Below are 22,430 nucleotides of genomic sequence, written 5' to 3'. Positions count from 1 at the left end.
GCGTTCCCCGGCGACCCGGACCACTACCCGCACCGCGACGAGGTGATCGACTACCTCCGCCGCTACGCCGCGGCCCTGCACGCCGACATCCGCACCGGCCACCGGGTCACCGCCGTGACCCGGCCCGACGGCGAGTTTCTGGTGTCGACCGAGGCGGGTGAAGAATTCTCCGCGCCGACGGTCATCGCCGCCACCGGCGCCTTCACCTCCCCGTATCGGCCCGCGCTCCCCGGACTCGACGAGTTCACCGGGACCGTCCTGCACTCCGGCGACTACCGCGAACCGAGCCCCTTCGCCGGGCAGCGCATCGTGGTGGTGGGCGCGGCCAACTCCGCCGTCCAGATCGCCGTCGACCTCGCCCCGCACGCCCGCGTCACCCTCGCCACCCGCCACCCGATCCGCTACGCCCCCCGGAAACCACTCGGGCGGGACGTGCACTTCTGGCTCACCGTCACCGGATTCGACGCCCTGCCCATCGGCCCCTGGCTGCGCACCAAGCCGGGCATGCCCGTCCAGGACGCGGGCGGCTACCGCGCCGCGATCGACGCCGGCGCACCAGACCAGCGGCGCATGTTCACCGCCATCGACGGCGACACCGTGACCTGGTTCGACGGCACCCGCGAACGGGTCGACACCATCCTCCTGGCGACCGGGTTCCGCCCGGGACTGTCCTACCTGGACAAGCTCGGTGCCCTCGACCCGGCCGGGATGCCCAAGCAGCACCGCGGTCTGTCCACCACCCACCCCGGGCTCGGGTTCGTCGGGCTGGAATGGCAGCGCAGCTTCTCCTCGGCCACCATCCGCGGCGTCGGCCGCGACGCCGCTCACCTCGCCCGGCGGCTGCTCAAGCGCCGAGGGTAGGACGGCGAGGTCAGAAACCGGCGCCCTCGGCGGCTGCCGAGTCGAAGCGGGCGACGGCGTCGCGGACGGTGATCGTGGTGGGCAGGACGCCGATCAGCCCGGCGCGTTCGAGTAGTCGCTGAATCAGGCCCCCGAACCCCGCGAGCACCAGGCTCCCACCCCTCTCCTCGGCGGTGCGGCCGAGTACGAGGAAGACGTCGGCACCCGAGGAATCGCAGAACGTGACCCGGGACAGGTCGAGGACCAGGTAGTGGTGTCCGGTGTCGAGCAGGGCCATGCCTTGGTCGATCAACGCGGGGACCGTCGACCGGTCGAGTTCACCGGCCATGCGCAGGATGGAGCAGCCGGCCGACGCGTGTTCGACGGCGATCTCGATCGTACGGCTCATGCCGACGCTCCCCCGGGTACGCCGCGCGTCGTCAAGGCTCACATTGTGAGTATGGCGGTGACGAGCAGTGGGGGTGCGATCGAGACAACCTTGCCTCACTGAATCGATCACCGTCAAAATAGGGAGGTGTCGAACCAGGAGCTGTTGCTGAACCACCTCGTGGCCTGTTGCCCGCCGATGAGCCAGACGCCGCTGTCGGCGGAGCAGGCGGAGGCGCTGGCGCGCGGGTTCAAGGCGGTGGCCGACCCGGTCCGGTTACGGCTGTTGTCGCTGATCGCCTCGCACGCCGAGGGGGAGGCGTGCGTGTGCGATCTGACCGAGGGGTTCGAGCTGACCGGCCCGACGATCTCGCATCACTTGAAGGTGCTGCGGGAAGCGGGTTTGATCACGGGCGAGCGGCGCGGCACCTGGATCTACTACCGCGCCGTGCCCGCGGCGATGGCGCAGCTCTCGGCCGCGCTCGCGCCGGCCGAGAGCTGACGGGCTCTTACCTGTCGAGCAGTTCGGCCAGCAGGGCGCGCACGCGGCGGTCGATGTCGTCGCGGACCGGGCGGACCTCCTCGACGGGCTTGCCGGCCGGGTCGTCGAGCTGCCAGTCCAGGTAGCGCTTGCCGGGGAAGACCGGGCAGGTGTCGCCGCAGCCCATGGTGATGACCACGTCGGAGGCTTCGACGTCCTCGGTGGTGAGCTTGCTGGGCACCTCGGCGGTGATGTCCAGGCCCCACTCGGCCAGTGCCTGCGCGGCCGCCGGGTTGACCTTCTCGCCCGGTTCCGAACCGGCGGAACGCACGGCGACGCGGCCCAGGGCGTAGTGCTGCAGCAGCGCGGCGGCCATCTGGGACCGGCCGGCGTTGTGCACGCAGACGAACAGGACCTCGGGAATGTCGGTCACCGGATGCTCCTTGAGGATCGGCAGAGGTGCTTGGTTCGATAATGCCCGATCCAGGTGAACATCCGGTGACCGGTTCCGCTCAGGAGGACACGGCGTAGTACGCGGTCGAGATGACGAGCGTGACGCCGAAAGCCAGGCAGGCCCAGCCCGCCGCGACCGCTGCCTGTTCCCAGGCGCGGGCCCGCGACCTCCACAGGTCGGCGAGCTTGAGCAAGCCGAAGGTGAACAACGCGAGCGCCGCCATGACGCCGGCGAGCGTTCCGAGGAACTGTCCGGGCATCGGACCGTTCAGGCTTCGCCGAGCAGTTCCGGGAGCAGGTCGCGGACGCGCCGGTCGATCTCGTCCCGGATGGGCCGGATCTCTTCGATCGGTTTGCCGACCGGGTCGTCGATCTGCCAGTCGAGGTACCGCTTACCCGGATACACCGGGCAGGCGTCCCCGCAGCCCATGGTCACCACGACGTCGGCGGCGCGCACGACCTCGTCGGTCAGCGGCTTCGGATAGGCGCAGGTCAGCGGCACCCCGAGTTCGGCCAGCGCATCGACGATCTGCCGGGGGATGTGGTCTCGCGGCTGCGACCCGGCCGAGCGCACCGCGACCTTGCCGGAGGCGTGGTGGTCGAGCAGGGCCGCCGCCATCTGGGACCGGCCGATGTTGTGCACGCAGATGAACAGCACCTGCGGCACGGCGACCCGCGCGAGACCGAGCGTGTGACCGTGGTCGGTGAGGCGCTCCTTGGCGAAACGCGCCGTCAGGGTCGCCAGGTGGGTCGTCACGCTGGCCTGGGCGCGGAGGAGGGTGTGGGTCTCGTCGACGTAGCGGCGGACCGTCTCCGGGCTGAAGACGCCGTGGAAGGTGTCGGACAGTTCCTCGACGATCCGGTCGAGTTGAACGTGCAGATCATGCTGGGGTAGGCCGCTGGCGCGCGTCATGGTGGTGCCCCTCCGGGTACGATCCATCCTGGATCGAGTTTTGTCGAAACAAGCACAGCAGGGCAGCGAGATCGCTGTCAACCCTTGGATCGACATTGGTCAATCCATGACCTAGCCTTTACCTCATGACGAAGCTCGCCAGCCTCGATCTGGTGAACGACCACCGTCGCGGGCGCGGCGGCGAGCGCTGCGTGCCCGATGCTGTCGCCGCGATGTCCGAGGCCGCGGCGGGCGATGTCGCCGCGGTGTTCAAGGCGCTGTCGAGCCCCGCGCGCCTGCACCTGCTGACGCTCCTGGCGGGCGGCGAGCAGGTCTGCGTCTGCGACCTGGCCAAGCGCACCGCGCTGTCACAGTCCACTGTGAGCCATCATCTGGGCATCCTGAGCCGGGCCGGCCTCGTGCGTGGAGAACGCCGCGGCACGTGGGTCTGGTACGAACTGCTGCCGGATCGCCTGGACGAGGCGCGCGCGCTCCTGCTGCCCCGGGTCTCGCTCGACGCCTAGCGCGAGACCGCTGGAACGACATTTTTCGATTCGAGGCCCCGCCTTCACTCTTCGTTCACCCTTCGTTTAGAACGAAATTATTCGATGCAGGGGCCTCGCGACCGCGGGGCGGACGGATCCTCCCGGCGCGTGTGCCGGGGACCCTTAGCAGGAGGCACACCAAGTGACCATCCGCCAGTTCAAGCGGGCACGGGCTGCGGCCGTCGTGATGGCAGCCGGGCTCACCCTGGCCGCGTGCGGTGGCAGCGGAGACGACGGCGCGGCCACGGGCGAGGCGGTGTCCGGGCCGGTCGTGATCGACGGATCGAGCACGGTGGAGCCGTTGTCCTCGGCCGCGGCCGAGCTGTTCATGGGCGAGAACCCGGACACCAACGTCACCGTCGGGACCTCCGGCACCGGTGGGGGCTTCAAGAAGTTCTGCGCGGGCGAGACCGACATCTCCGACGCCTCCCGTCCGATCAAGGACTCGGAGAAGGCGGAATGCGCGGCGAAGAACATCGCCTTCAGTGAGCTGCTGGTCGCCAACGACGCCTTGAGTGTGGTGATCAACAAGGACAACACGTGGGCCGAATGCCTGACCGTGGATCAGCTGAAGAAGATCTGGGAGCCGGGCTCGACGGTCAAGAACTGGAACGAGGTGGACCCCTCGTTCCCGAACGAGCCGCTGCAGCTGTTCGGCGCCGGTTCGGACTCGGGCACCTTCGACTACTTCACCGAGGCGATCAACGGCAAGGAAGGTGACAGCCGCACCGATTACAACCCGACCGAGGACGACAACGTCACGGTGCAGGGCGTGTCGGCGACCAAGGGGGCGCTGGGCTACTTCGGCTTCTCCTACCTGGAGGCCAACGCCGACAAGGTCAAGGCCGTCAAGGTCGACGGTGGCAACGGGTGCGTCGCACCGTCGGTGCAGACCGCGCAGGACGGGACCTACAAGCCGCTGTCGCGCCCGCTGTTCATCTACGTCTCCGACGCCGGGCTGAAGAAGCCGCAGGTGCTCAAGTTCGCCGAGTTCTACCTGGAGAAGAACACCGAGATCGTCCAGGCGGCCAAGTTCATCCCGCTGACGCAGGCGCAGGTGACCACAGCGCAGTCCGAGCTGCAGGCACTCAAGACCAAGGCCGGCGCCTGATGGTCGCTGGACCGGTCACGGCGGGCTCCCCGGGTGCGGGGAGCCCGCCTTCGGGCGGCCGCCCGGTCGACCTTCGCCGCAAGCGGAGCCGAATCGGGGAACGGCTCATCCTGGCGGGGCTGGCCGGCTCGGCGCTGGTGTCGGTGGCGGTGACGGCCGGGATCGCGGTCGCGTTGCTGGCCCCACTGGTCACCTTCTTCAGCCACGTCGGGTTCGGCGAGTTCCTGACCGGCACGAGCTGGACGGCCGGGTTCGGTGACAAGGCCGCGTGGGACGACAAGAACTGGGGCGTGCTGCCGCTGGTGCTGGGCACGGCGAGCACGACGCTGATCGCACTGGTGGTGGCGGTCCCGCTCGGGCTCGGTGCGGCGATCTACCTGTCGGAGTACGCCAACCCGCGCACCCGCAAGGTGCTCAAACCGGTGCTGGAAATCCTGGCCGGCGTGCCGACCGTGGTCTACGGCGTGTTCGCGCTGACCATCCTGACCCCGGTGCTGCAGGACGTCGTCGGCGCCGCCATCTTCAACAACCTCTCCCCGGGCCTGGTGATGGGCTTCATGATCGTGCCGACCGTCGCGTCGCTGTCGGAGGACGCGATGTCGGCGGTGCCGGGCTCGCTGCGAGAGGGGTCCTACGCGCTGGGGGCCAACCGGATGAAGACCACGCTGCGGGTGGTGTTCCCGGCCGCGCTGTCCGGCATCGTCGCCGCGATCGTGCTCGGCATCTCCCGGGCGGTCGGGGAAACGATGATCGTGGCGATCGCCGCGGGCAACCAGCCGCAGTTCACCCTCAACCCGCTGGTCGGCGCGCAGACGATGACCGGGTTCATCGCGCAGGTCGCCAGCGGGGACGCCCCGCAGGGCAGTCCGGTGTACTACTCGCTGTTCGCGGTGGGCGCGCTGCTGTTCCTCATCACACTGGTGATCAACATGATCAGCATCGCGCTGGTCCGCAAGTACAGGCAGGCCTACTGATGACGTTGCTGGAGTACGACAGCGCCGCCACGCTCACCGGCCGCCGCCGGTTCGACGTCCGCTCCGCGGTGTTCGCGGGCCTGCTGTGGGCCTGCCTGGCGATCGCGTGCCTGTTCCTGTGCACGGTGCTGGTCGTGATCATCTCCGAAGGGCTGGCCCGGTTCGACGCCAACCTCATCGGCAACCAGCCCTCGAAGCTGCGGCCGGCGACCTCCGGTGTGCAGTCGGCGATCTTCGGCACGCTCTGGGTGATGGCCGGCACCATCGTGCTCGCGCTGCCGCTGGGCGTCGCCGCGGCGATCTACCTGGAGGAGTACGCCGACAACACCAAGTGGTGGAACCGGCTCATCGAACTCAACATCCAGAACCTGGTCGCGGTGCCGACCGTGATCTACGGCATCCTCACCCTGGCTTTCGTGGTGCGCGGACCGTTGTCGGTCGGCGCGGTCGCGCTGGCCGGTTCGGTGGCGCTGGCGCTGCTGATCCTGCCGGTCATCATCATCACCACCCGGGAGGCGCTGCGCGCCGTGCCCCGCGAGATCCGGGACGCCTCGCTCGCGCTCGGTGCGACGCAGTGGCAGACCACCTGGCGGCAGGTGCTGCCCGCGTCGGTGTCGGGCATCGCCACCGGGTCGATCCTGGCGCTCTCGCGCGCCATCGGCGAGGCCGCGCCCTTGATCCTGGTCGGCGCGACGGTCTTCGTCACCGTCAACCCCGACGGCATCTTCGACCGCTACACCGTGCTGCCGGTGCAGATCTTCAACCTGGTGTCGCTGCCCGCCATCGAGTTCCAGCACCTGGCCTGGTCGACGATCCTGCTGCTGATCCTCGTCCTGCTCGCCATGAACGGGCTGGCGATCTGGCTGCGCAACCGGTTCCAGCGACGCTGGTGACCCCCTCGACCACAAGGAAGACCCGAGCATGACCCGAACACGAGTGGAGCAGACCGGCGTGAACCCCGACGGACAGGGCAGGAGACTGCTCGATGAGATCTCCCAGCACAAGGCACCGGAGATTCCCGACAGCGAGCCCGACGGTGTGATCACCACCCGCGGTCTCGGCGTGAGCTACGGCGATTTCCTCGCCGTCGGCGAGGTCGACCTCGACTTCGGCAGCAAGGAGATCACCGCGCTGATCGGCCCCTCGGGCTGCGGCAAGTCGACGGTGCTGCGCTGCCTGAACCGGATGAACGACCTCATCCCCGGAGCGAAGGTGCACGGCCGGGTGTCCTACCACGGCGTCGACATGTACGACTCCGCGGTCGACGTGATCGAACTGCGCCGCCGGATCGGCATGGTGTTCCAGAAGCCCAATCCGTTCCCGAAATCGATCTACGACAACGTGGCCTACGGGCCCCGGGTCACCGGGATGAAGCCGGCGAGCATGGACGAGGTCGTGGAACGCGCCCTGCGCGGGGCGGCCCTGTGGGACGAGGTGAAGGACAAGCTCAAGCAGAACGCCGCCGGCCTGTCCGGCGGTCAGCAGCAACGGCTGTGCATCGCCCGCGCGATCGCCACCCAGCCCGAGGTGATCCTCATGGACGAGCCCTGCTCGGCGCTGGACCCGATCGCCACCGCCAAGATCGAAGACCTGATGGACGAGCTGGCCCAGACCTACACGATCATCATCGTCACGCACAACATGCAGCAGGCCGCGCGCGTGTCCCAGCGCACCGCGTTCTTCACCGCCGAGGTCGACGACCGGGGCAACCGGATCGGGCAGCTGGTCGAGTTCAACACCACCGAGCGGATCTTCTCCAACCCCGACGACCCCCGCACCGAGGCCTACATCACCGGCCGCTTCGGCTGAGGACGGCAGATGTCGGGGATGCTGACCCAAGGCTGGGAATCGGACAACTCCCAGTTCCACGCCCGCCGGCGGGCCTGCCTGTCGGCCGGCGGCAGGCGCGCCGGCCGCCTCGCCGTGCTCCTGGTCGAACGCGACACCGACCTGGTCCGCGAGCTGCTGGACGCCCTGGCCGGGCAACCGGTCGAGGTCAAAGCCTGCGCGGACCCGGCCGAGGCGCTTCTGCAGGTCGGGCGGACCTGCCCGGACGTGGTGGTCGTGGGCCCCGGCGGCGGCCGGCTGGACGCCGCCGAGTTCCTCACCATCCTGCGCGCCGACGACCCCGACCTGCCCGTCGTCGCGGCCGCCGGACCCGGATCCGGCGACTTCGCCGTCCGCGCCACCGAGCTCGGCGCCACCGCGGTCGTCCCGCGGCCCTACCGGCCGCGGGAGCTGCTGCGGCTGCTGCGCTCGTTCGCGCCCCGCCCGGACCAGGTCGACCTGCGCCCGCTGCCCATCGACCTGGGCCGGCTCCGGGTGGACGGGGCCGTCCCGCAGTTCTGGCTGGACGGCCGGACCGTCCCGCTGCCGCCGATGGAGTTCCTGCTCCTGCGCTACTTCGCCGAACGGGTGGGCGCCGTGCTCACCCGCAAAGAGCTGCTCCAGGCGGTGTGGGGTGATCGCGGCGCCGCGACCCACAGCAACACGCTGTCGGTGCACGTCCTGCGGCTGCGCAAACGCCTCGGCGACGACGAGGCCGACCCGCAGTGGATCAAGGTCGTCCGCGGCCTGGGATACCGGTTCACCGTGCCCGGCTCCGAGCCACGTTCACCGGACGTTCATCCCCGTTGATGATGATGACATCATGGCGGTGGGTGAGGTGCGCACGGAGCACAGGAACGGGGTGGTACCGCTGGCCGGCCTGCCGCTGCCTTCGTCGAAGGCGCAGTCCTTCCGCGGGGACGACGCGGCCGCGGCGGCTGCGTTGTTCAAGGCGCTCGGTGACCCGGTCCGGGTCCAGCTGCTCTCCCTCGTCCGCCAGGCGCCGACCGGCGAGGCGTGCTTCTGCGATCTCGCCGACGAGTTCGACATGCCGCAGTCCTCGCTGTCGCACCACCTCAAGATCCTGGTCAAGGCCGGCATCCTCAGCCGGGAACGCCGGGGCACCTGGAGCTGGTACCGCATCGTGCACGAACCCCTGGAACTCATGGACCAGCTCCTGCGACCCGGCGGCCCCCTGCGCGACCAACCCGGTGCCGACGACGAGGACCCCACCCGCTGCGACTGACCGCTCGCCCACCACGCGAGCACGGATCAGTCGGCACTGATGTATCATTCTTGACTGATGTCACTCGATACTGATGCGTTGCGGGTGCTGGCCGACCCGTTGCGGGCCCGGATCCTGGAACTCCTGGCCGACGAGGCGCTGTGCACGTGCCACCTCGTCGATGCCACCGGCGCCAGGCAGACCAACATCTCGAACCACCTGCGCCAGTTGCGTGAGGCGGGACTGGTCGAGGCCGAACCGGCCGGCCGGTTCACCTACTACCGGCTCCGCGCGGACGCGGTCCAGCGCGCCGCGGATTCCCTGGCCGCGCTCGCCGAGCGTGCCCGACACCAGACCGAGGCCAGGAGGCCCTGTTGAGCCAGACGACCGAGACGACGCCCGCCGCCGACGAGGCCGTCCTGCACCGGCTGTCCTTCCTGGACCGGTTCCTGCCGGTCTGGATCGGCGCCGCGATGATCGCCGGTGTGCTGCTGGGCAAGTTCATCCCCGGCCTGCAGCGGGTGCTGGACGCGGTCAAGGTCGGCGACGTGTCGCTGCCCATCGCACTGGGCCTGCTGCTGATGATGTACCCGGTGCTGGCCAAGGTGCGCTACGACCGGCTGGACACCGTCACCCGCGACCGGCGCACCATGGTGGCCTCGCTGGTGCTGAACTGGCTGATCGGGCCCGCGCTGATGTTCGCGCTGGCCTGGCTGCTGCTGCCGGACCTGCCCGAGTACCGCACCGGACTGATCATCGTCGGCCTCGCCCGCTGCATCGCCATGGTCATCATCTGGAACGACCTCGCCTGCGGTGACCGGGAGGCCGCGGCCGTGCTCGTCGCGCTCAACTCGGTGTTCCAAGTGATCATGTTCGGCGTGCTCGGCTGGTTCTACCTGGAGATCCTGCCCGGCTGGCTCGGCCTGGACACCGCCGCGCTCGACGTCGACGCCTGGACCATCGCCAAGAGCGTCCTGATCTTCCTCGGCATCCCGCTGCTGGCCGGTTACCTGTCCCGGCGGCTCGGTGAGAAGGCCAAGGGGCGCACCTGGTACGAGACGAAGTACCTGCCCAAGGTCGGCCCGATCGCGCTGTACGGCCTGCTGTTCACCATCGTCGTGCTCTTCGCCCTGCAGGGCGACACGATCACCTCGCGCCCGCTGGACGTCGCCCGGATCGCCCTGCCGCTGCTGGTCTACTTCGCGGTCATGTGGGCCGGGTCCTACGCCCTGGGCAAGGCCATCGGCCTGAACTACGCCCGCACCACCACCCTGGCCTTCACCGCGGCGGGCAACAACTTCGAGCTCGCCATCGCGGTGGCGATCGGCGTGTTCGGCGTGACCTCCGGGCAGGCGCTGGCCGGGGTCGTCGGCCCGCTCATCGAGGTCCCGGTGCTGGTCGCACTGGTCTACGTCAGCCTCTGGCTCCGCAAACGCTGGGCCGCGCGCACCGCGGCGTGAACCACACCCAGGTCGTCGTGATCGGCGGCGGTCAGGCCGGCTCGGCGGCGGGCTACTACCTGCGCCGGGCCGGCCTGGGCTTCGTCATCCTCGACAGCCAGCCGGGCCCGGGCGGGGCCTGGCGCCACGGCTGGGACTCGCTGCGGCTGTTCTCCCCGGCCCAGCACAGCTCCCTGCCTGGATGGCCGATGCCCCCGTTTCCCGGCCAGAGCTATCCGACGGCCGAGCACGTCGTGACCTACCTGCGCGCCTACCAGCAGCGCTACGACCTGCCCGTCCACCGTCCGGTCCGCGTGCACGGCGTGCACCCCCACCCGGGCGGTCTGCGGGTCGACACCGACGCCGGAACGTGGATCGCCGGAGCGGTCATCAGCGCGACCGGCACCTGGGACCGCCCCTTCATCCCGGCGGTGCCCGGCCGGGACGTGTTCGCCGGCAAGCAACTGCACACCGCCGACTACACCTCGCCGGAGACCTTCCGCGGCCAACGGGTCGTCGTGGTCGGCGGCGGCAACTCCGGCGCCCAGATCGCCGCCGACCTCACCGGCGTGGCCGAGGTCATCTGGGTGACCCGCCGGCCCCCGCGCTACCTCCCCGACGACATCGACGGACGCGCCCTGTTCGACATCGCCACCCGCCGCAAACAGGCGCTCGACACCGGGCGCGCCGACACCGGCGGCGTCGGCGGCCTCGGTGACATCGTCGCCGTGCCCCCGGTCCGCGGCGCGCGCGACGCCGGCGCGCTCTCCGCGTTCCCGATGTTCGCCCGCCTCGGCGAGACCGGCCCGGTCTGGCAGGGCGGCACCCGCCGCACCGCTGACGCCGTCATCTGGTGCACCGGATTCCGGCCCGCACTCGCCCACCTCGTACCACTGCGGCTGCGCACCCAGCACGGCCACACCCCCACCACGGGCACCCGCGCCGTCGCCGAGCCCCGGCTGCACCTGCTCGGCTACGGCGACTGGACCGGCCCCGCCTCCGCCACCCTGATCGGCGTCGGCCCCACCGCCCGCGCCGCCGTCGCCGACATCACCGACCTCCTGGAGGAACACCTGTGACCCGCCTGCTCGTGATCGGCGGCAGCGACGCCGGAATCAGCGCCGGCCTGCGCGCCCACGAACTCGACCCGGCGATCCGGCCACTGCTCGTGGTGGCCGACGCCTACCCGAACTTCTCCATCTGCGGCATCCCCTACCACGTCTCCGGGGAGGTCGGCGACTGGCGAACTCTGGCCCACCGCACCCGCGACGACCTCGGCAACGCCGGCCTCGACCTCATGCTCGACACCCGGGCGCTGGCGATCGACCCGGTCGAGCGGATCGTCACGGTCCGCACGGAGCGCGGGAACACCGAGCGCCTCGACTACGACCAGCTGGTCATCGGCACCGGCGCCGTCCCCGTGCGCCCGCCGATCGACGGGCTCGCCGACCTCGGCCCGGCCGAGGGCGTGCACCTCCTGCACACCATGGACGACACATTCGCCCTCACCTCCACACTGGACGGCGGGGCGACCTCGGCGGTCATCGTCGGCGCCGGTTACATCGGCCTGGAAATGGCGGAGGCCCTGCGCACCCGCGGCCTCGACGTCACCCTGGTTGAGCAGCTGCCCCAGGTGCTGTCCACAGTAGACACGACTCTGGGCGATCTGGTCGCCGCGGAACTGGACACCCACGGCGTCACCGTGCACACCGGCACCACGGTCCAGCGCGTCGAACGCCACGGCACGGGCCTGCGGGTGCGCGGCAGCAACGGCTTCGACCGCAACACCGACCTGGTCCTGGTCGTGGTCGGGGTCCGGCCCGACACCGCCCTGGCCGAGACCGCGGGCATCGCCCTCGGTGCCCGCGGGGCGTTCGCGGTGGACCGCGGCATGCGCACCAGCGTGGACGGTATCTTCGCCGCCGGCGACTGCGTGCACACCTACCACCGCGTCCTCGACAGCGACACCTACCTGCCGCTCGGCACGACCGCGCACAAGCAGGGCCGCGTCGCCGGGGAGAACGCGCTCGGCGGCCACCGCACCTTCGCCGGGTCGCTGGGCACGCAGGTGCTCAAGGTCTTCGACCTCGCCATCGCCCGGACCGGGCTGCGCGAGCACGAGGCAGCGGCCGCCGGCTTCCAGCCCGCCACCGTCGACCTCTCCGCCGACGACCACAAAGCGTATTACCCAGGCGCCCGGCCCATCCGGTTGCGCATCACCGGTGATGGCCGCACCGGCAAACTCCTCGGCGCCCAGATGACCGGCCACCTCGACTCGGCCGTGCACAAGCGCATCGACACCTTCGCCACGGCGCTCTACCACGGCATGACCGTCGCGGAAGTCGAAGACCTCGACCTGTCCTACACACCACCGCTGGGCAGTCCGTTCGACGCGATCCAGGTCGCCACCCAAGCCTGGACCCGGCAGCAGCGGCCCGCCACCGCTCCGGCGCGGACGTAGCCGCACGCGACGGCGCGGCAGCGTTCGCCTGGAGTTCATCTCCTGGTCGCCGGGATTGCCCGATCACCGCCTAACGTCCTGGATCGAGATCCACCGATCTAGTCAGGGTGGATCTCGTTCCCGAATGGACTGCTTTGGAGGTTCCGTGGCGCCCCGATCCGAACCCGGGCACAGAACAGTGCCGTTGCCCCTGCTGGCCTCCCACGAGGGTGGCCGGGCTGCCATGACGTGCCGCTACCGCTGTGGCGACGCCTGCTTCCACCCGGCGCCGAACACCTCGGACAACCCCTACCTCGGCGACGTCATCACCGGCGCGCTGTCGCGCCGCTCGATGCTGCGCGCCGGCGCGGTGATGACCCTGGCCGCCGGGGCCGTCGCCGGGACGGCCGCGCTGACCGGCACCGCATCCGCCGCCGCGACCACGGCGGGCAAGCCCGGGCCGGGCGCCGTGCCGCCGGGATTGCGCTTCGAGCCGGTGGCGCCCAACACCGCCGACGCGGTGACCATCCCGCCGGGATACGAGCAGGAGGTGGTCATCCGCTGGGGCGACCCGGTGCTGGCCGGCGCCCCGCAGTTCTCCCCGGCCGGGCAGAGCGCTACCGCGCAGGCCCGCCAGTTCGGCTACAACTGCGACTACCTGGCGCTGCTGGACCTGCCCGGAGAGCGCGACCGCAAGATCCTGGTCGCCAACCACGAGTACACCGACGAGGTCCTGATGTTCGCCGGATACAACGCGGCGAACCCCACCCGCGCGCAGGTCGAGATCGCCTGGGCCGCGCACGGCATGTCCGTGGTCGCACTCGAGGAGAACCGCCGGAACGGCCGCCTGTCCCCGGTGCGGGGGCACCGGCTCAACCGGCGCGTCACGGCGACCACGCCGATCGAGTTCACCGGCCCGGCCGCGGGCAGCGCGCTGCTGAAGACCTCGGCGGACCCGGCCGGCAGGACGGTCCTGGGCACGCTGAACAACTGCGGCGGCGGGATGACGCCGTGGGGCACCGTGCTCTCCGGCGAGGAGAACTTCAACCAGTACTTCGGCAACGCCGACCTGAACACCGACCCCACCGCCAAGGCCCGCCTCGCGCGCTACGGCCTGCGCGGCCTGGCCAGCGAACGCAAATGGGAACGCTTCGACAAGCGGTTCGACGTGTCCCAGGAACCCAACGAGGTCAACCGGCACGGCTGGATCGTCGAGATCGACCCCTTCGACCCGGCCGCCAAGCCGCGCAAGCTCACTGCGCTGGGCCGGTTCAAGCACGAGGCGGCCGAACCGCGCCTGACCCGCGATGGTCGCGTCGTGCTCTACATGGGCGACGACGAACGGTTCGACTACTTCTACAAGTACGTCTCCAAGAACCGGTTCAAGAAGGGCAACAGCCAGAGCGCCCGGCGGCACAACCGCACGCTGCTGGACGAGGGCACACTCTACGTCGCCAAGTTCACCGGCGACAGCCCCACCGGCGAGATCGACGGGTCCGGGAAACTGCCCTCCGACGGCGAGTTCGACGGCACCGGACAGTGGATCCCGCTCGCCAGCGGCACCCGGTCCTTCGTCGACGGCATGACCGCCGAGGAGGTCTACGTCTACACCCGGCTCGCCGCCGACAAGGCCGGGGCGACCAAGATGGACCGGCCCGAGGACGTCGAACCCCATCCCCGCACCGGGACCGTCTACGTCGCCCTGACCAACAACTCCGACCGCGGCGCCGCAGGCAAGGCCGGCCCCGACGAGGCCAACCCCCGCACCGGCAACCGGCACGGCCAGGTCATGGAAGTCATCGAGTCCGGCAACGACGCCGCCGCAACCAGCTTCCGCTGGCGACTGTTCCTGGTCTGCGGCGACCCGGCCGACCCGGGCACCTACTTCGCCGGGTTCCCCAAGGACCAGGTCAGCCCGATCTCCTGCCCCGACAACGTCGCCTTCGACCCGCACGGCAACCTCTGGATCGCCACCGACGGCAACGCGCTGAAATCCAACGACGGCCTCTTCGGCGTCGCCATCGACGGTCCCAACCGCGGACAGGTCAAGCAGTTCCTCACCGTCCCGATCGGCGCGGAGACCTGCGGCCCCATCATCGAAGAACGGCGTGTCCTCGTCGCCGTGCAACACCCGGGCGAACTCGACGGCGCCAGTGTCGAACAACCGCGCTCGACCTGGCCCGACGGCCCCGGCCACCTGGTCCGCCCATCGGTCATCAGCGTGCACCGCACCGACGGCGGCCGCATCGGCGCCTGACGCGGCAGGACCTCCGGCCCTTGATCGGCCGGCGGACAGGGTTGGACTCAGTCAGGGAACCTCCAGCCCGCTCGGGGCGGCTCCGCACACGAGAGCCGCCCCGAGTCCCTCGGGCGGCACGAACGTGGGCCGGGAACCGGTCGAGGCCGCGGTCATTGCCAGGACCTGGCAGGCGGTTTGCCTCCCCGATGTCCCTGCTGCCGTGGTCTGGCGCAGCTCGCACCCCGGTTTCCGGTGTCCGGCGCGGGGCCTTGCGCTGGCGGCCCACTCAGGACGACTCGCCGGGGTCGGCAATAAACGCGACCTCATTTGAGGTCTGGTCTATAGTCGCCTTGAGCGAAGGAGGCAGCTTGACTCATGCGCACGCCCTGCCTGACCCCGGCGACCTCGATGGATGGCTGACTTGGGCAGCACAGCAGCTGGAGCCCCTCGATCTCACGGTGGACCTGTTGCATCGGGTCGGGGAGAACGGGCAGCGTAAGAGGGACGGGACCAGCCCGCTGGCGCCTGCCCAGACGCCTGGGCAGGACCAGTGGAGCGAGGCTGTGATCAGCTTCCGAGAGCAGACCGGCTGGGACAAGGATGAGACCGGCGGCCTTTCCAAGACCTGGCATCCCTCGCGCGGCTTCTACGTGGTGGTGCGGGCCGGCGACGACAGCACCGGACTGTTTGGCACCTGTCCTACGCCCGAGACGGGTCTGCGTACGGTGCTGCGCGATCTCATCGACGAGGTGCCTCGCACGGTCCCGCTGTTCGAGGTCACAGGGGCAGGGCGGCACATTCCGTCGTCAACTGAGCCGCCCGCGCTGTGGTTGTTCATGTTCTCGTTCCGTGACGGCGTCGTCTACTCGGAACTGTCCAGGCCCGCGGAGCGGGTGGAGGACAAGATCACGAAGTATCACCAGCGGATCCCGCTGCCCCCGCTGCCGTACACGTACGCCGATACTAGTGTGATCATCACCCCCGACGATGATCTGGACGCAGGGCCGGACATCGACGTCCAACCGATCTAGTGCAGAGGAGCGGAGTTCTCACGTGTCCGTCTCACCGTCACGTCTCATCCTGGCGCGCAAGTTGCGCGGACTGACGCTGGCAGAGCTTGGGCGTATGACGGACTTGAGCCCGCAGACGATCAACCGCTGGGAGAAGGGCCACCAGGACCCGACACCGGAGAGTCTCGACCGCCTGGCCGAGGTTCTCCGCCTTCCCGTCGAGTTCTTCATGCAAGCGGAGGTCAGCCCGATTCCGGTTGCAGCTGTGAGTTTCCGTGCACTCACCAAGACCCCGGCGTTCCGGCGCGACGCCGTGCTCGCGGCAGGGGAGATTGCCAGGGAGATCGCCGGCTGGATCGCCGAGCGATACCGGCTTCCCGCGGTCGATGTTCCTTCGCTCAACCTGCCGCAGGACGCGACTCTGCACGACATCGAGACGATTGCACTCCGTGTCCGAAGCCAATGGAACCTTGACCAGCGTCCGATACCGAACATGGTCCATCTGCTCGAAGCACACGGCGTCCGAGTGTTCTCACTGGTGCAGGAAGTCCGCGACGTCGACGCGTTCTCTCTGTACATCGAGAACGAGCCGTTCATCTTCATCGACACCGGCAAGACCGCAGAACGACAGCGCTTCGACGCGGCACATGAACTCGGGCACCTGGTCATGCATCAAGGCCGAGAACGAGCACAAGGCCGCGAAGCCGAGCGTCAAGCCGACCGGTTCGCCGCCGCGTTCCTGATGCCCAGAGCGGACGTCCTCGCGCACAACCTGCGCAACGCCAGCCCCGATCAGCTCATCCGGGCGAGTCGCAGGTGGCGTGTGTCGGCGATGGCGCTCACCCACCGCCTCAGCGAACTCGGTCTGCTTACCGAGTGGGGTTATCGGAGCGCATGCGTCGAACTGGCCAAGCGCGGATACCGCCGGAGCGAACCTGGCAGCGACCTCCTGCCCGAGTCATCACAGATCTTGGAGAAGGTGCTCGCGCACCTTCGCGCGAACGGCTCAGGCGTGACCGCGATCGTCGACAATCTCAAGCTCACCTACGACGAGTTCAATCGGCACGTCTTCGGATTGGCTAGAACAGTGAGCCCGGGAAGTGGTGGAAGGCCGGCCGATGCCGGTCCTTCGCGTAGAGACCATCTCCGCCTGGTGTCTATCAACCCCTGACTGCGCAGGCCGAACGCTGGCGGCCGCGGCTACCGAGGTACTGGCGTGGGCAGCTCGGGAGATACGAGGGCGCGTGCCGGATGGCCTATTGCGCCTCGACTGCGGTTCGTCGACGTCGAGAGCCCGTCGACGCTCGAACTAGTTCGGGGAGCACCGTGGGGAGCAAACCGGGAGCAGGACTGTGCGCTGAACCGGCCGGAACGCGCCTCAACGGTCCTGAACGAACCGCGCTGACCTGCAGGAGTCATGTTTTCGCAGGTCAGCGCGGTATCGCGGACATAGTTCACGCCCAAGGGCCACGGCGCGCGTGGCTCTAGGCGAGTGAGTGTGGCTCTCCAGTGAGGGTCGCCAGCGCGGCGGCGACTTCTTGGATGCTGGCTCGGACGTAGGTGGTTGTGGTTCCGGCGTCGTTGTTGTGGTCGGTGTGCCCGGCATAGGCGCGGGCGATGGCGTAGCCGAAGTTGCGTTCGACCCAGGTGAGGGTGGTGTGGCGGAGCCAGTGGGTGGAGATTTGCTGGGTGGCGACCCAGGGGAGGTGGTTGCCGAGCCGGGTCCAGAGGTGGTCGTAGCGTCTGGTGGTGATCGGCCGGCCGTCGGCGTAGCGAAGGAGTTGTCCGTCCCGTGGGGCGTGACGTTGGTCGGCGTGCTGTTGGAGGTGGGTCATCAGGGTTGGCGACACCGGCTGCCAGCGCACGGTTTCGCCTTTCTCGCGGAGGAAGACGAGGCATTGGTCGCGGTCGAGGTCTTGGGGGCGAAGGGCAAGTGCGCCGCCGCGGCGACAGGCGGTTTCGGTGTGCAGGCGCAGGATCAGGCTGTCGAGGGCGGGGTCGTTACCGGTGGTGGCGGCGACGTGGTTGATCTCGGCCAGCCGGGTGTCGGCGACGGCGCGGCGGGTGGAGGGCAGGCGGCGGGGTTTGGCGACCTTCGTGGCCGGATTGTCGGCCGGGTCGATGAGGCCGTCGTCTTCGGCGTGCCGGTACAGGCAGCGCAGGGCGGCGATGAGATGTTCGCCAGCGCTGCGTCCGCCGCGGGCGTTGCGGCGGGGTACGGCGTTGGTCTTCACGTGTTCGACCAGCTGCTTGATCTCTAATGGGGTGGGATCGTCGAGACGGCGGTGTCCCCAGTGGGTGTCGATGCGGTTCCAGTAGGAGCCGTAGACCCGGCGGGTGCCGTCGGTGACCGCGCCCGAGACGATCGGGATGTACTCGTGGAAGGTAGGCACGGGTGGCCGAGCTGCCGGGGCACTGAGGAGGTCCTCGGGGGACAGCCCCATTCGGGCTAGCAGCAGACGCGCGGCGTCCAAATCGGCCGTCGTCATGCGGGATCACCGTCCAGCACTTCGGTGTGGCGATGGGCGAGGAGGTCGTCGAGCGCTGCGGGCGGGTGGACGATGAGCAGGTCCCGCTCGGGGTCGGTCACGAGAAGGACGCGGTCGCCAGCGACCAGGCGGCAGCGGTGCCGGACAGTGGCGGGCAGGCGGAGGTGCCCCTCCTTGGTCACCTTGAACATGCCGTGGCCGTCGCGGCGGATGAGGAGGAGTCCGTGCGCTTCGCGCATGTCCAGGCGGCTGCCTGGTGTCCAAGAGAGCGCGGTCAGCACGGCCCGGTCGGCGACGCGGCCGCGGCAGTCCACGGCCGCCATCCCGTACGCGACGCTGCTTGTGCGAGGCCTCGGCATGGCGGGGAGTGGCAGCGTTCGACGGGCGGTCCTGATGCCGACAGCGGCATGACCGTCGCGCGGAGAAGGAGTAGCCGGGATGACCGGCTTGATCACGGCGCCGGTCACGAGGACCACCGCCAGGAGACACACAGACGCGGCCTACATGCCGCAGTCAGGTGGTGGATTGCACTGAAGCACTGGTACGCCAGATGTGGCAGATCTGCCACGAAAGTGTGTCCGAGGGGGGACTTGAACCCCCACGCCCTTTACGGGCACTAGCACCTCAAGCTAGCGCGTCTGCCATTCCGCCACTCGGACTTGCTCTTTTCTTGTGCGCACCAGAGTAGCCCATCCGGACAGGCCGGGTGACAAGGGGGTGGGTGACCGCGCGTGATCAACAGTGCGCTATAAGCGCTGCCGGTCACGCTGGGTGAGCCGGTAGGCTCTCCGGGCGGGACACGAGAAGGAGCAGGTCGGTGCCGGGGTGGCTCACGGGCGTGCTGATCGCCGGCGGGATTGTCCTCGCCTCGTGGGGGCTTCTCCTCCTGCTCGCTCAGCTGCTGCCACCGGGGCTGGTCCGCGATCTGGCCCGCTTCCTGCCCGACTGCGTGACCACCGCCAGACGGCTCCGGAAGGATCCCCGCGTGCCGCTCGGCGCCAAGCTGGCCGTGGTCTTCGCGGGGTTGTGGGTGCTCTCGCCCATCGACCTGGTCCCCGAATTCCTGCCGGTCATCGGGCCTCTCGACGACGTCGTCGTCGTGGTGCTCGCCCTGCGGTACGCGGCGCGGCGGGTGCCCGCCGAAGTCCTCGAAGCCGCCTGGCCCGGCAACCCCCTGCTGCTCGACCGGCTCGTCGGGCGCCGTGGCGGAAAATCGCCGGACACCGACATCTCCGGCGCATAACCTCCGGGCCGTGGATCTCAGCATGGACCGCCGCGCGATGGTCGCGGCGCTCACCACCGTCGTCCTGTGGGCGTCGGCTTTCGTGGCCATCCGGGCGGCGGGGGAGTACTTCGCGCCGGGCGCGCTGGCGCTCGGCCGGCTCGCCGCCGGCACGCTCACCCTCCTCGTCTTCCTGGTCATCCGCCGCGAGGGGCTGCCCCGCCGCGAGGCGTGGCCGGGCATCGCCGGGGCGGGGGTGCTCTGGTTCGGCGCCTACATGGTCGTCCTGAACTGGGGTGAGCAGCTCGTCGACGCGGGCACGGCGGCGATGCTGGTCAACGTCGGCCCCATCCTGATCGCCCTGCTCGGCGGCTGGCTGCTGCGCGAGGGCTTCCCCGGCCGGCTGCTCGCGGGCCTGGCCGTGTCCTTCGCCGGCGCCGTCGTCGTCGGGCTGTCGATGTCCGGCCGCGGGCACGCGCCGGTGCTCGGGGTGGTGCTGTGCCTGCTCGCCGCCATCACCTACGCGGGTGGCGTGGTGAGCCAGAAGCCCGCCCTGAAGCACGCGTCGGCCCTGCAGGTGACCACGTTCGGCTGCCTCATCGGCACCGTCGTCTGCCTGCCGTTCACCGGGCAGCTCCTCGACGGCCTCGCGACCGCCCCCGCCGGGGCCACCCTGAGCATGCTCTACCTCGGCGTCTTCCCGACCGCACTGGCGTTCACCACCTGGGCGTACGCGCTGGCGCGCACCACCGCCGGGAAGATGGGCTCGACCACCTACGCCGTCCCCGCGGTCGTGGTGCTGATGGCGTGGGCCGTGCTGGGCGAGGTGCCGGGCTGGCTGTCGCTGGCCGGCGGCGTGCTCTGCCTGGCCGGGGTGGCGGTGTCGCGCACGCGCCGGAAACGCGAACCCGTGCTCACGTAGCAACGGTTGTGAAACGGTTCGCGGTGGGTATCCGTCCACCATGACTGACGCCCGTCTCGACGACGACCACCCCGAGGCCGACCGGTACGACCGCGCGACCGTCGAGGCGGTCGGCAAGCTCACGGAGGCACTGGAGACCCTGGAGGTCGCCCGCGGGCACCTCTACCAGTTCCACCGCATGACCGGCACCACCGACTTCGCCGTCGGCGAGGCCGTGGAGCTGCTGCGCAAGGCCGGCCACGACGAGCTGGCCGACCGCATCGCCCGCGAGCTGGTGGGCCGCAACGTGCTGCCGGGGCGGTGGACGTTCCAGGTGGTCGAGGACTTCGACGACACCTACTACCAGCCGTTCCGCGCGTTCGAACGGCAGGCGCGGGAGCTGACCGGCGGGCGGCGGCACCTGTTCGAGGCCGAGCTGAAGCGGGAACGGCGCACGCGGGGGGTGTCCGGGCACGAGGCGACCCCGGACGAGCGGGTGGGCTGACGTGCAGACGTTCCTGCCCTACCCCGGGTTCGCCGACACCGCGCGGGTGCTCGACGCGCGCCGCCTGGGCAAGCAGCGCGTCGAGACGCTGCAGGTGCTGCGGGCGCTGACGGTGCCGGGCTACGGGTGGCGGCACCACCCGGCGGCGAAGATGTGGACGGGCTACGAGGAGGCGCTCACCCGCTACGGCCTGGAGGTGTGCCGGGTGTGGTGCGCGGCCGGGCGCAGCGACACGTGCGCCACCAAACTGACCGGCGACCTGGCGCGCGCGGTCGGCGTCACCGAGCCGCGGGACGAGCAGGCGTTGCGGGAGGCGGGGGAGATGCCGCCGTGGCTGGGCGACCCGGAGTTCCACCGCAGCCACCAGTCGGCGCTGCTGCACAAGGATCCGGAGCACTACCGGCGGTTCTTCGACGGCGTGCCGGACGATCTGCCCTACGTGTGGCCGGCCTCGGACCGGCCGTCGCGGCTGGTCCATTCCTGAGCGCGGAGCCGGTAGCGGCGCTCGGCGTAGGCGAGGTCGTCCTTCCACAGCCGGGCGGCGGCGTGACGCATCAGGGGCCGCAGCGCGGGGGCGGCGGCGCGCGCGACCCGGAAGCCGGGGCGCTCCGAGGCGGCCACCACGGCTTCGATCACCGCGGTCCGCGGGCGGCCGTCCCGGCCGGGGCCCAGCGGCGTGGCATGGGTTTCCACCACGCTGCCGGCGCCCTCGCCGCCGGTGATGCGCATGACGATCGTCCGGGGCCCGGGGCAGGTGAACTCGGCTTCGACCGGGACCCCGAGCGTCGGGGTGACGCGGAAGGTCACCGCCACCACGAAGCGGTCGTCGGCGTCGGCGACGTCGACCTCGCCCGGCGCCGAGAGAACCCTCAGGCGCGTGAACGAGTAGGGGTGGAACCACGAGCCGTGCCACGGGTCGAGCCGGTTGGCGATGATGTCCCGCGGCTCGCACACCCCGTCCAGGCGCGCCACCGAGTCCACCCCGCCGGACGGCCGGGCCGGGACGACCGGTGACGGCAAGGGCTCCTCACCGCCGACGTGGTCCAGCCGCACCCACGCCAGCACCCCGTCGTCGAAGGCGGGGCGGCACGACCGCTCGTCCAGGCGCAGGCCGTGCCACCGGCACCGCAGGCCGCCGTCGTCGACCCGGCCCAGCGCCATCGGGGCGCCCAGGTGCGGACACACTCCTGGCCCGACCAGCAGTTTCCCGGTCCGGTCCCGCCACGCGACCAGCTCGGTCCCGGCCACCGAGAACCCGTACGGCCGGTCGGCGCGCACGTCCCGGCTGGCGGCGAACACGTACCAGTTCCCCGACGGCCGCGCCTCGGCCCGCTTGAGCGCGGCCTCGATCAGCGACGGCTTCGCCTCCCGGTAGGTGGGCTCCTGCCGGGCCCACGGCGTGCGCGGGATCGGTTGCAGCGGCCAGTTCCGGGGCCAGCGCGGTGCCATC

The 22,430-nt window shown here is 70.2% G+C and carries 27 protein-coding genes and 1 tRNA gene; 20 read left to right on the top strand and 8 right to left on the bottom strand.

The annotated features are described in order from the left end of the window. Positions 1-861: flavin-containing monooxygenase (locus D0D15_RS10665; protein ID WP_115944397.1), on the top strand; the 861-nt coding region annotated here is incomplete at its 5' end. 10 nt (positions 862-871) lie between these two features. Here D0D15_RS10665 and D0D15_RS10660 read toward each other — a convergent pair. Then, positions 872-1,249: an STAS domain-containing protein gene (locus tag D0D15_RS10660; protein ID WP_094003122.1), complete on the bottom strand. Its 378-nt coding sequence runs from the start codon at positions 1,247-1,249 to the stop codon at positions 872-874. A 177-nt stretch (positions 1,250-1,426) separates the two neighbouring features. On the opposite strand from D0D15_RS10660, the gene D0D15_RS10655 reads away from it, so the two are divergent. After that, positions 1,427-1,729 carry an ArsR/SmtB family transcription factor gene (locus tag D0D15_RS10655; RefSeq protein WP_094003147.1) on the top strand — a complete coding sequence of 101 codons (303 nt, stop codon included), beginning with the start codon at positions 1,427-1,429 and terminating at the stop codon, positions 1,727-1,729. Positions 1,730-1,736: 7 nt separating this feature from the next. On the opposite strand, the gene D0D15_RS10650 is transcribed toward D0D15_RS10655, so the two are convergent. The 3 genes from D0D15_RS10650 to D0D15_RS10640 all read right to left on the bottom strand — a co-directional run bounded on the left by D0D15_RS10650 (position 1,737) and on the right by D0D15_RS10640 (position 3,074). Next, positions 1,737-2,141, bottom strand: a complete 405-nt coding sequence (locus D0D15_RS10650) for an arsenate reductase ArsC (RefSeq protein ID WP_094003121.1) — start codon at positions 2,139-2,141, stop codon at positions 1,737-1,739. A 79-nt stretch (positions 2,142-2,220) separates the two neighbouring features. Beyond that, entirely contained in the window at positions 2,221-2,421 is a 201-nt protein-coding gene (locus D0D15_RS10645; RefSeq protein ID WP_094003120.1) for a hypothetical protein, read from the bottom strand. Positions 2,422-2,429: 8 nt separating this feature from the next. Beyond that, positions 2,430-3,074, bottom strand: coding sequence for an arsenate reductase ArsC (locus D0D15_RS10640; protein WP_094003119.1), 645 nt, complete (start codon positions 3,072-3,074; stop codon positions 2,430-2,432). Positions 3,075-3,199: 125 nt separating this feature from the next. On the opposite strand from D0D15_RS10640, the gene D0D15_RS10635 reads away from it, so the two are divergent. The 14 genes from D0D15_RS10635 (at position 3,200) to D0D15_RS10570 (ending at position 17,034) form a co-directional block, all read left to right on the top strand. Next, positions 3,200-3,577 carry an ArsR/SmtB family transcription factor gene (locus tag D0D15_RS10635; RefSeq protein WP_094003118.1) on the top strand — a complete coding sequence of 126 codons (378 nt, stop codon included), beginning with the start codon at positions 3,200-3,202 and terminating at the stop codon, positions 3,575-3,577. Positions 3,578-3,740: 163 nt separating this feature from the next. Then, positions 3,741-4,709, top strand: a complete 969-nt coding sequence (locus D0D15_RS10630) for a PstS family phosphate ABC transporter substrate-binding protein (protein WP_198958102.1) — start codon at positions 3,741-3,743, stop codon at positions 4,707-4,709. Then, complete coding sequence (pstC, locus tag D0D15_RS10625; RefSeq protein WP_094003117.1) at positions 4,709-5,683, top strand: phosphate ABC transporter permease subunit PstC; 975 nt, start codon at positions 4,709-4,711, stop codon at positions 5,681-5,683. The genes D0D15_RS10630 and pstC overlap by 1 nt, the downstream gene beginning before the upstream one ends. Beyond that, entirely contained in the window at positions 5,683-6,576 is an 894-nt protein-coding gene (pstA, locus tag D0D15_RS10620; protein ID WP_094003116.1) for a phosphate ABC transporter permease PstA, read from the top strand. Before pstC ends, pstA begins: the two co-directional genes overlap by 1 nt. A gap of 28 nt (positions 6,577-6,604) precedes the next feature. After that, positions 6,605-7,492, top strand: coding sequence for a phosphate ABC transporter ATP-binding protein PstB (gene pstB / locus D0D15_RS10615; RefSeq protein WP_094003115.1), 888 nt, complete (start codon positions 6,605-6,607; stop codon positions 7,490-7,492). A 9-nt stretch (positions 7,493-7,501) separates the two neighbouring features. Next, positions 7,502-8,320: a winged helix-turn-helix transcriptional regulator gene (locus D0D15_RS10610; RefSeq protein WP_094003114.1), complete on the top strand. Its 819-nt coding sequence runs from the start codon at positions 7,502-7,504 to the stop codon at positions 8,318-8,320. A gap of 13 nt (positions 8,321-8,333) precedes the next feature. After that, on the top strand, positions 8,334-8,756 hold the full coding sequence (locus D0D15_RS10605; protein ID WP_094003113.1) for an ArsR/SmtB family transcription factor: 423 nt from the start codon (positions 8,334-8,336) through the stop codon (positions 8,754-8,756). A gap of 57 nt (positions 8,757-8,813) precedes the next feature. After that, the gene (locus tag D0D15_RS10600; RefSeq protein ID WP_094003112.1) at positions 8,814-9,113 is read left to right on the top strand and encodes an ArsR/SmtB family transcription factor; all 300 of its coding nucleotides are present in this window, start codon (positions 8,814-8,816) and stop codon (positions 9,111-9,113) included. Further along, positions 9,110-10,195 (top strand): ACR3 family arsenite efflux transporter, encoded by a 1,086-nt coding sequence (gene arsB, locus D0D15_RS10595; RefSeq protein ID WP_094003111.1) that lies wholly within the window; start codon positions 9,110-9,112, stop codon positions 10,193-10,195. Before D0D15_RS10600 ends, arsB begins: the two co-directional genes overlap by 4 nt. Continuing rightward, positions 10,192-11,253, top strand: coding sequence for an ArsO family NAD(P)H-dependent flavin-containing monooxygenase (locus D0D15_RS10590; protein ID WP_115944396.1), 1,062 nt, complete (start codon positions 10,192-10,194; stop codon positions 11,251-11,253). Before arsB ends, D0D15_RS10590 begins: the two co-directional genes overlap by 4 nt. Continuing rightward, positions 11,250-12,635: an FAD-dependent oxidoreductase gene (locus D0D15_RS10585; RefSeq protein WP_094003109.1), complete on the top strand. Its 1,386-nt coding sequence runs from the start codon at positions 11,250-11,252 to the stop codon at positions 12,633-12,635. The genes D0D15_RS10590 and D0D15_RS10585 overlap by 4 nt, the downstream gene beginning before the upstream one ends. 223 nt (positions 12,636-12,858) lie before the next feature. Then, on the top strand, positions 12,859-14,871 hold the full coding sequence (locus D0D15_RS10580) for a PhoX family protein (protein ID WP_198958101.1): 2,013 nt from the start codon (positions 12,859-12,861) through the stop codon (positions 14,869-14,871). Positions 14,872-15,221: 350 nt separating this feature from the next. Then, positions 15,222-15,884 (top strand): hypothetical protein, encoded by a 663-nt coding sequence (locus D0D15_RS10575; RefSeq protein WP_094003107.1) that lies wholly within the window; start codon positions 15,222-15,224, stop codon positions 15,882-15,884. 22 nt (positions 15,885-15,906) lie between these two features. Then, positions 15,907-17,034 (top strand): helix-turn-helix domain-containing protein, encoded by a 1,128-nt coding sequence (locus D0D15_RS10570; RefSeq protein ID WP_198958100.1) that lies wholly within the window; start codon positions 15,907-15,909, stop codon positions 17,032-17,034. Between the two features lie 313 nt (positions 17,035-17,347). On the opposite strand, the gene D0D15_RS10565 is transcribed toward D0D15_RS10570, so the two are convergent. The 3 genes from D0D15_RS10565 to D0D15_RS10555 form a co-directional block, all read right to left on the bottom strand. Further along, positions 17,348-18,352 (bottom strand): tyrosine-type recombinase/integrase, encoded by a 1,005-nt coding sequence (locus D0D15_RS10565; protein WP_094003105.1) that lies wholly within the window; start codon positions 18,350-18,352, stop codon positions 17,348-17,350. Next, complete coding sequence (locus D0D15_RS10560; protein WP_240325221.1) at positions 18,349-18,675, bottom strand: AbrB/MazE/SpoVT family DNA-binding domain-containing protein; 327 nt, start codon at positions 18,673-18,675, stop codon at positions 18,349-18,351. Before D0D15_RS10560 ends, D0D15_RS10565 begins: the two co-directional genes overlap by 4 nt. A 252-nt stretch (positions 18,676-18,927) precedes the next feature. Then, positions 18,928-19,011, bottom strand: a tRNA-Leu gene (locus tag D0D15_RS10555). 158 nt (positions 19,012-19,169) lie between these two features. On the opposite strand from D0D15_RS10555, the gene D0D15_RS10550 reads away from it, so the two are divergent. Genes D0D15_RS10550 through D0D15_RS10535 form a run of 4 tightly spaced genes read left to right on the top strand, consistent with a single transcriptional unit; the run spans position 19,170 to position 21,464 of the window. Continuing rightward, positions 19,170-19,595 (top strand): YkvA family protein, encoded by a 426-nt coding sequence (locus D0D15_RS10550; protein ID WP_094003103.1) that lies wholly within the window; start codon positions 19,170-19,172, stop codon positions 19,593-19,595. A 22-nt stretch (positions 19,596-19,617) separates the two neighbouring features. Further along, on the top strand, positions 19,618-20,496 hold the full coding sequence (locus D0D15_RS10545; RefSeq protein ID WP_094003102.1) for a DMT family transporter: 879 nt from the start codon (positions 19,618-19,620) through the stop codon (positions 20,494-20,496). Positions 20,497-20,536: 40 nt separating this feature from the next. Next, positions 20,537-20,980 (top strand): hypothetical protein, encoded by a 444-nt coding sequence (locus D0D15_RS10540; RefSeq protein WP_094003101.1) that lies wholly within the window; start codon positions 20,537-20,539, stop codon positions 20,978-20,980. Between the two features lies 1 nt (position 20,981). Continuing rightward, positions 20,982-21,464, top strand: a complete 483-nt coding sequence (locus D0D15_RS10535; protein ID WP_094003100.1) for an MSMEG_6728 family protein — start codon at positions 20,982-20,984, stop codon at positions 21,462-21,464. Here D0D15_RS10535 and D0D15_RS10530 read toward each other — a convergent pair. After that, positions 21,416-22,429: a Rieske (2Fe-2S) protein gene (locus D0D15_RS10530; protein WP_094003099.1), complete on the bottom strand. Its 1,014-nt coding sequence runs from the start codon at positions 22,427-22,429 to the stop codon at positions 21,416-21,418. The two genes, D0D15_RS10535 and D0D15_RS10530, sit on opposite strands and share 49 nt — an antisense overlap. Position 22,430: the final 1 nt, after the last annotated feature.

Origin of the sequence: Amycolatopsis thermalba (assembly GCF_003385215.1) — a bacterium.
Classification (GTDB): Bacteria; Actinomycetota; Actinomycetes; order Mycobacteriales; family Pseudonocardiaceae; genus Amycolatopsis_E; species Amycolatopsis_E thermalba.
This window is presented reverse-complemented; position numbering and strand designations above follow the sequence as displayed.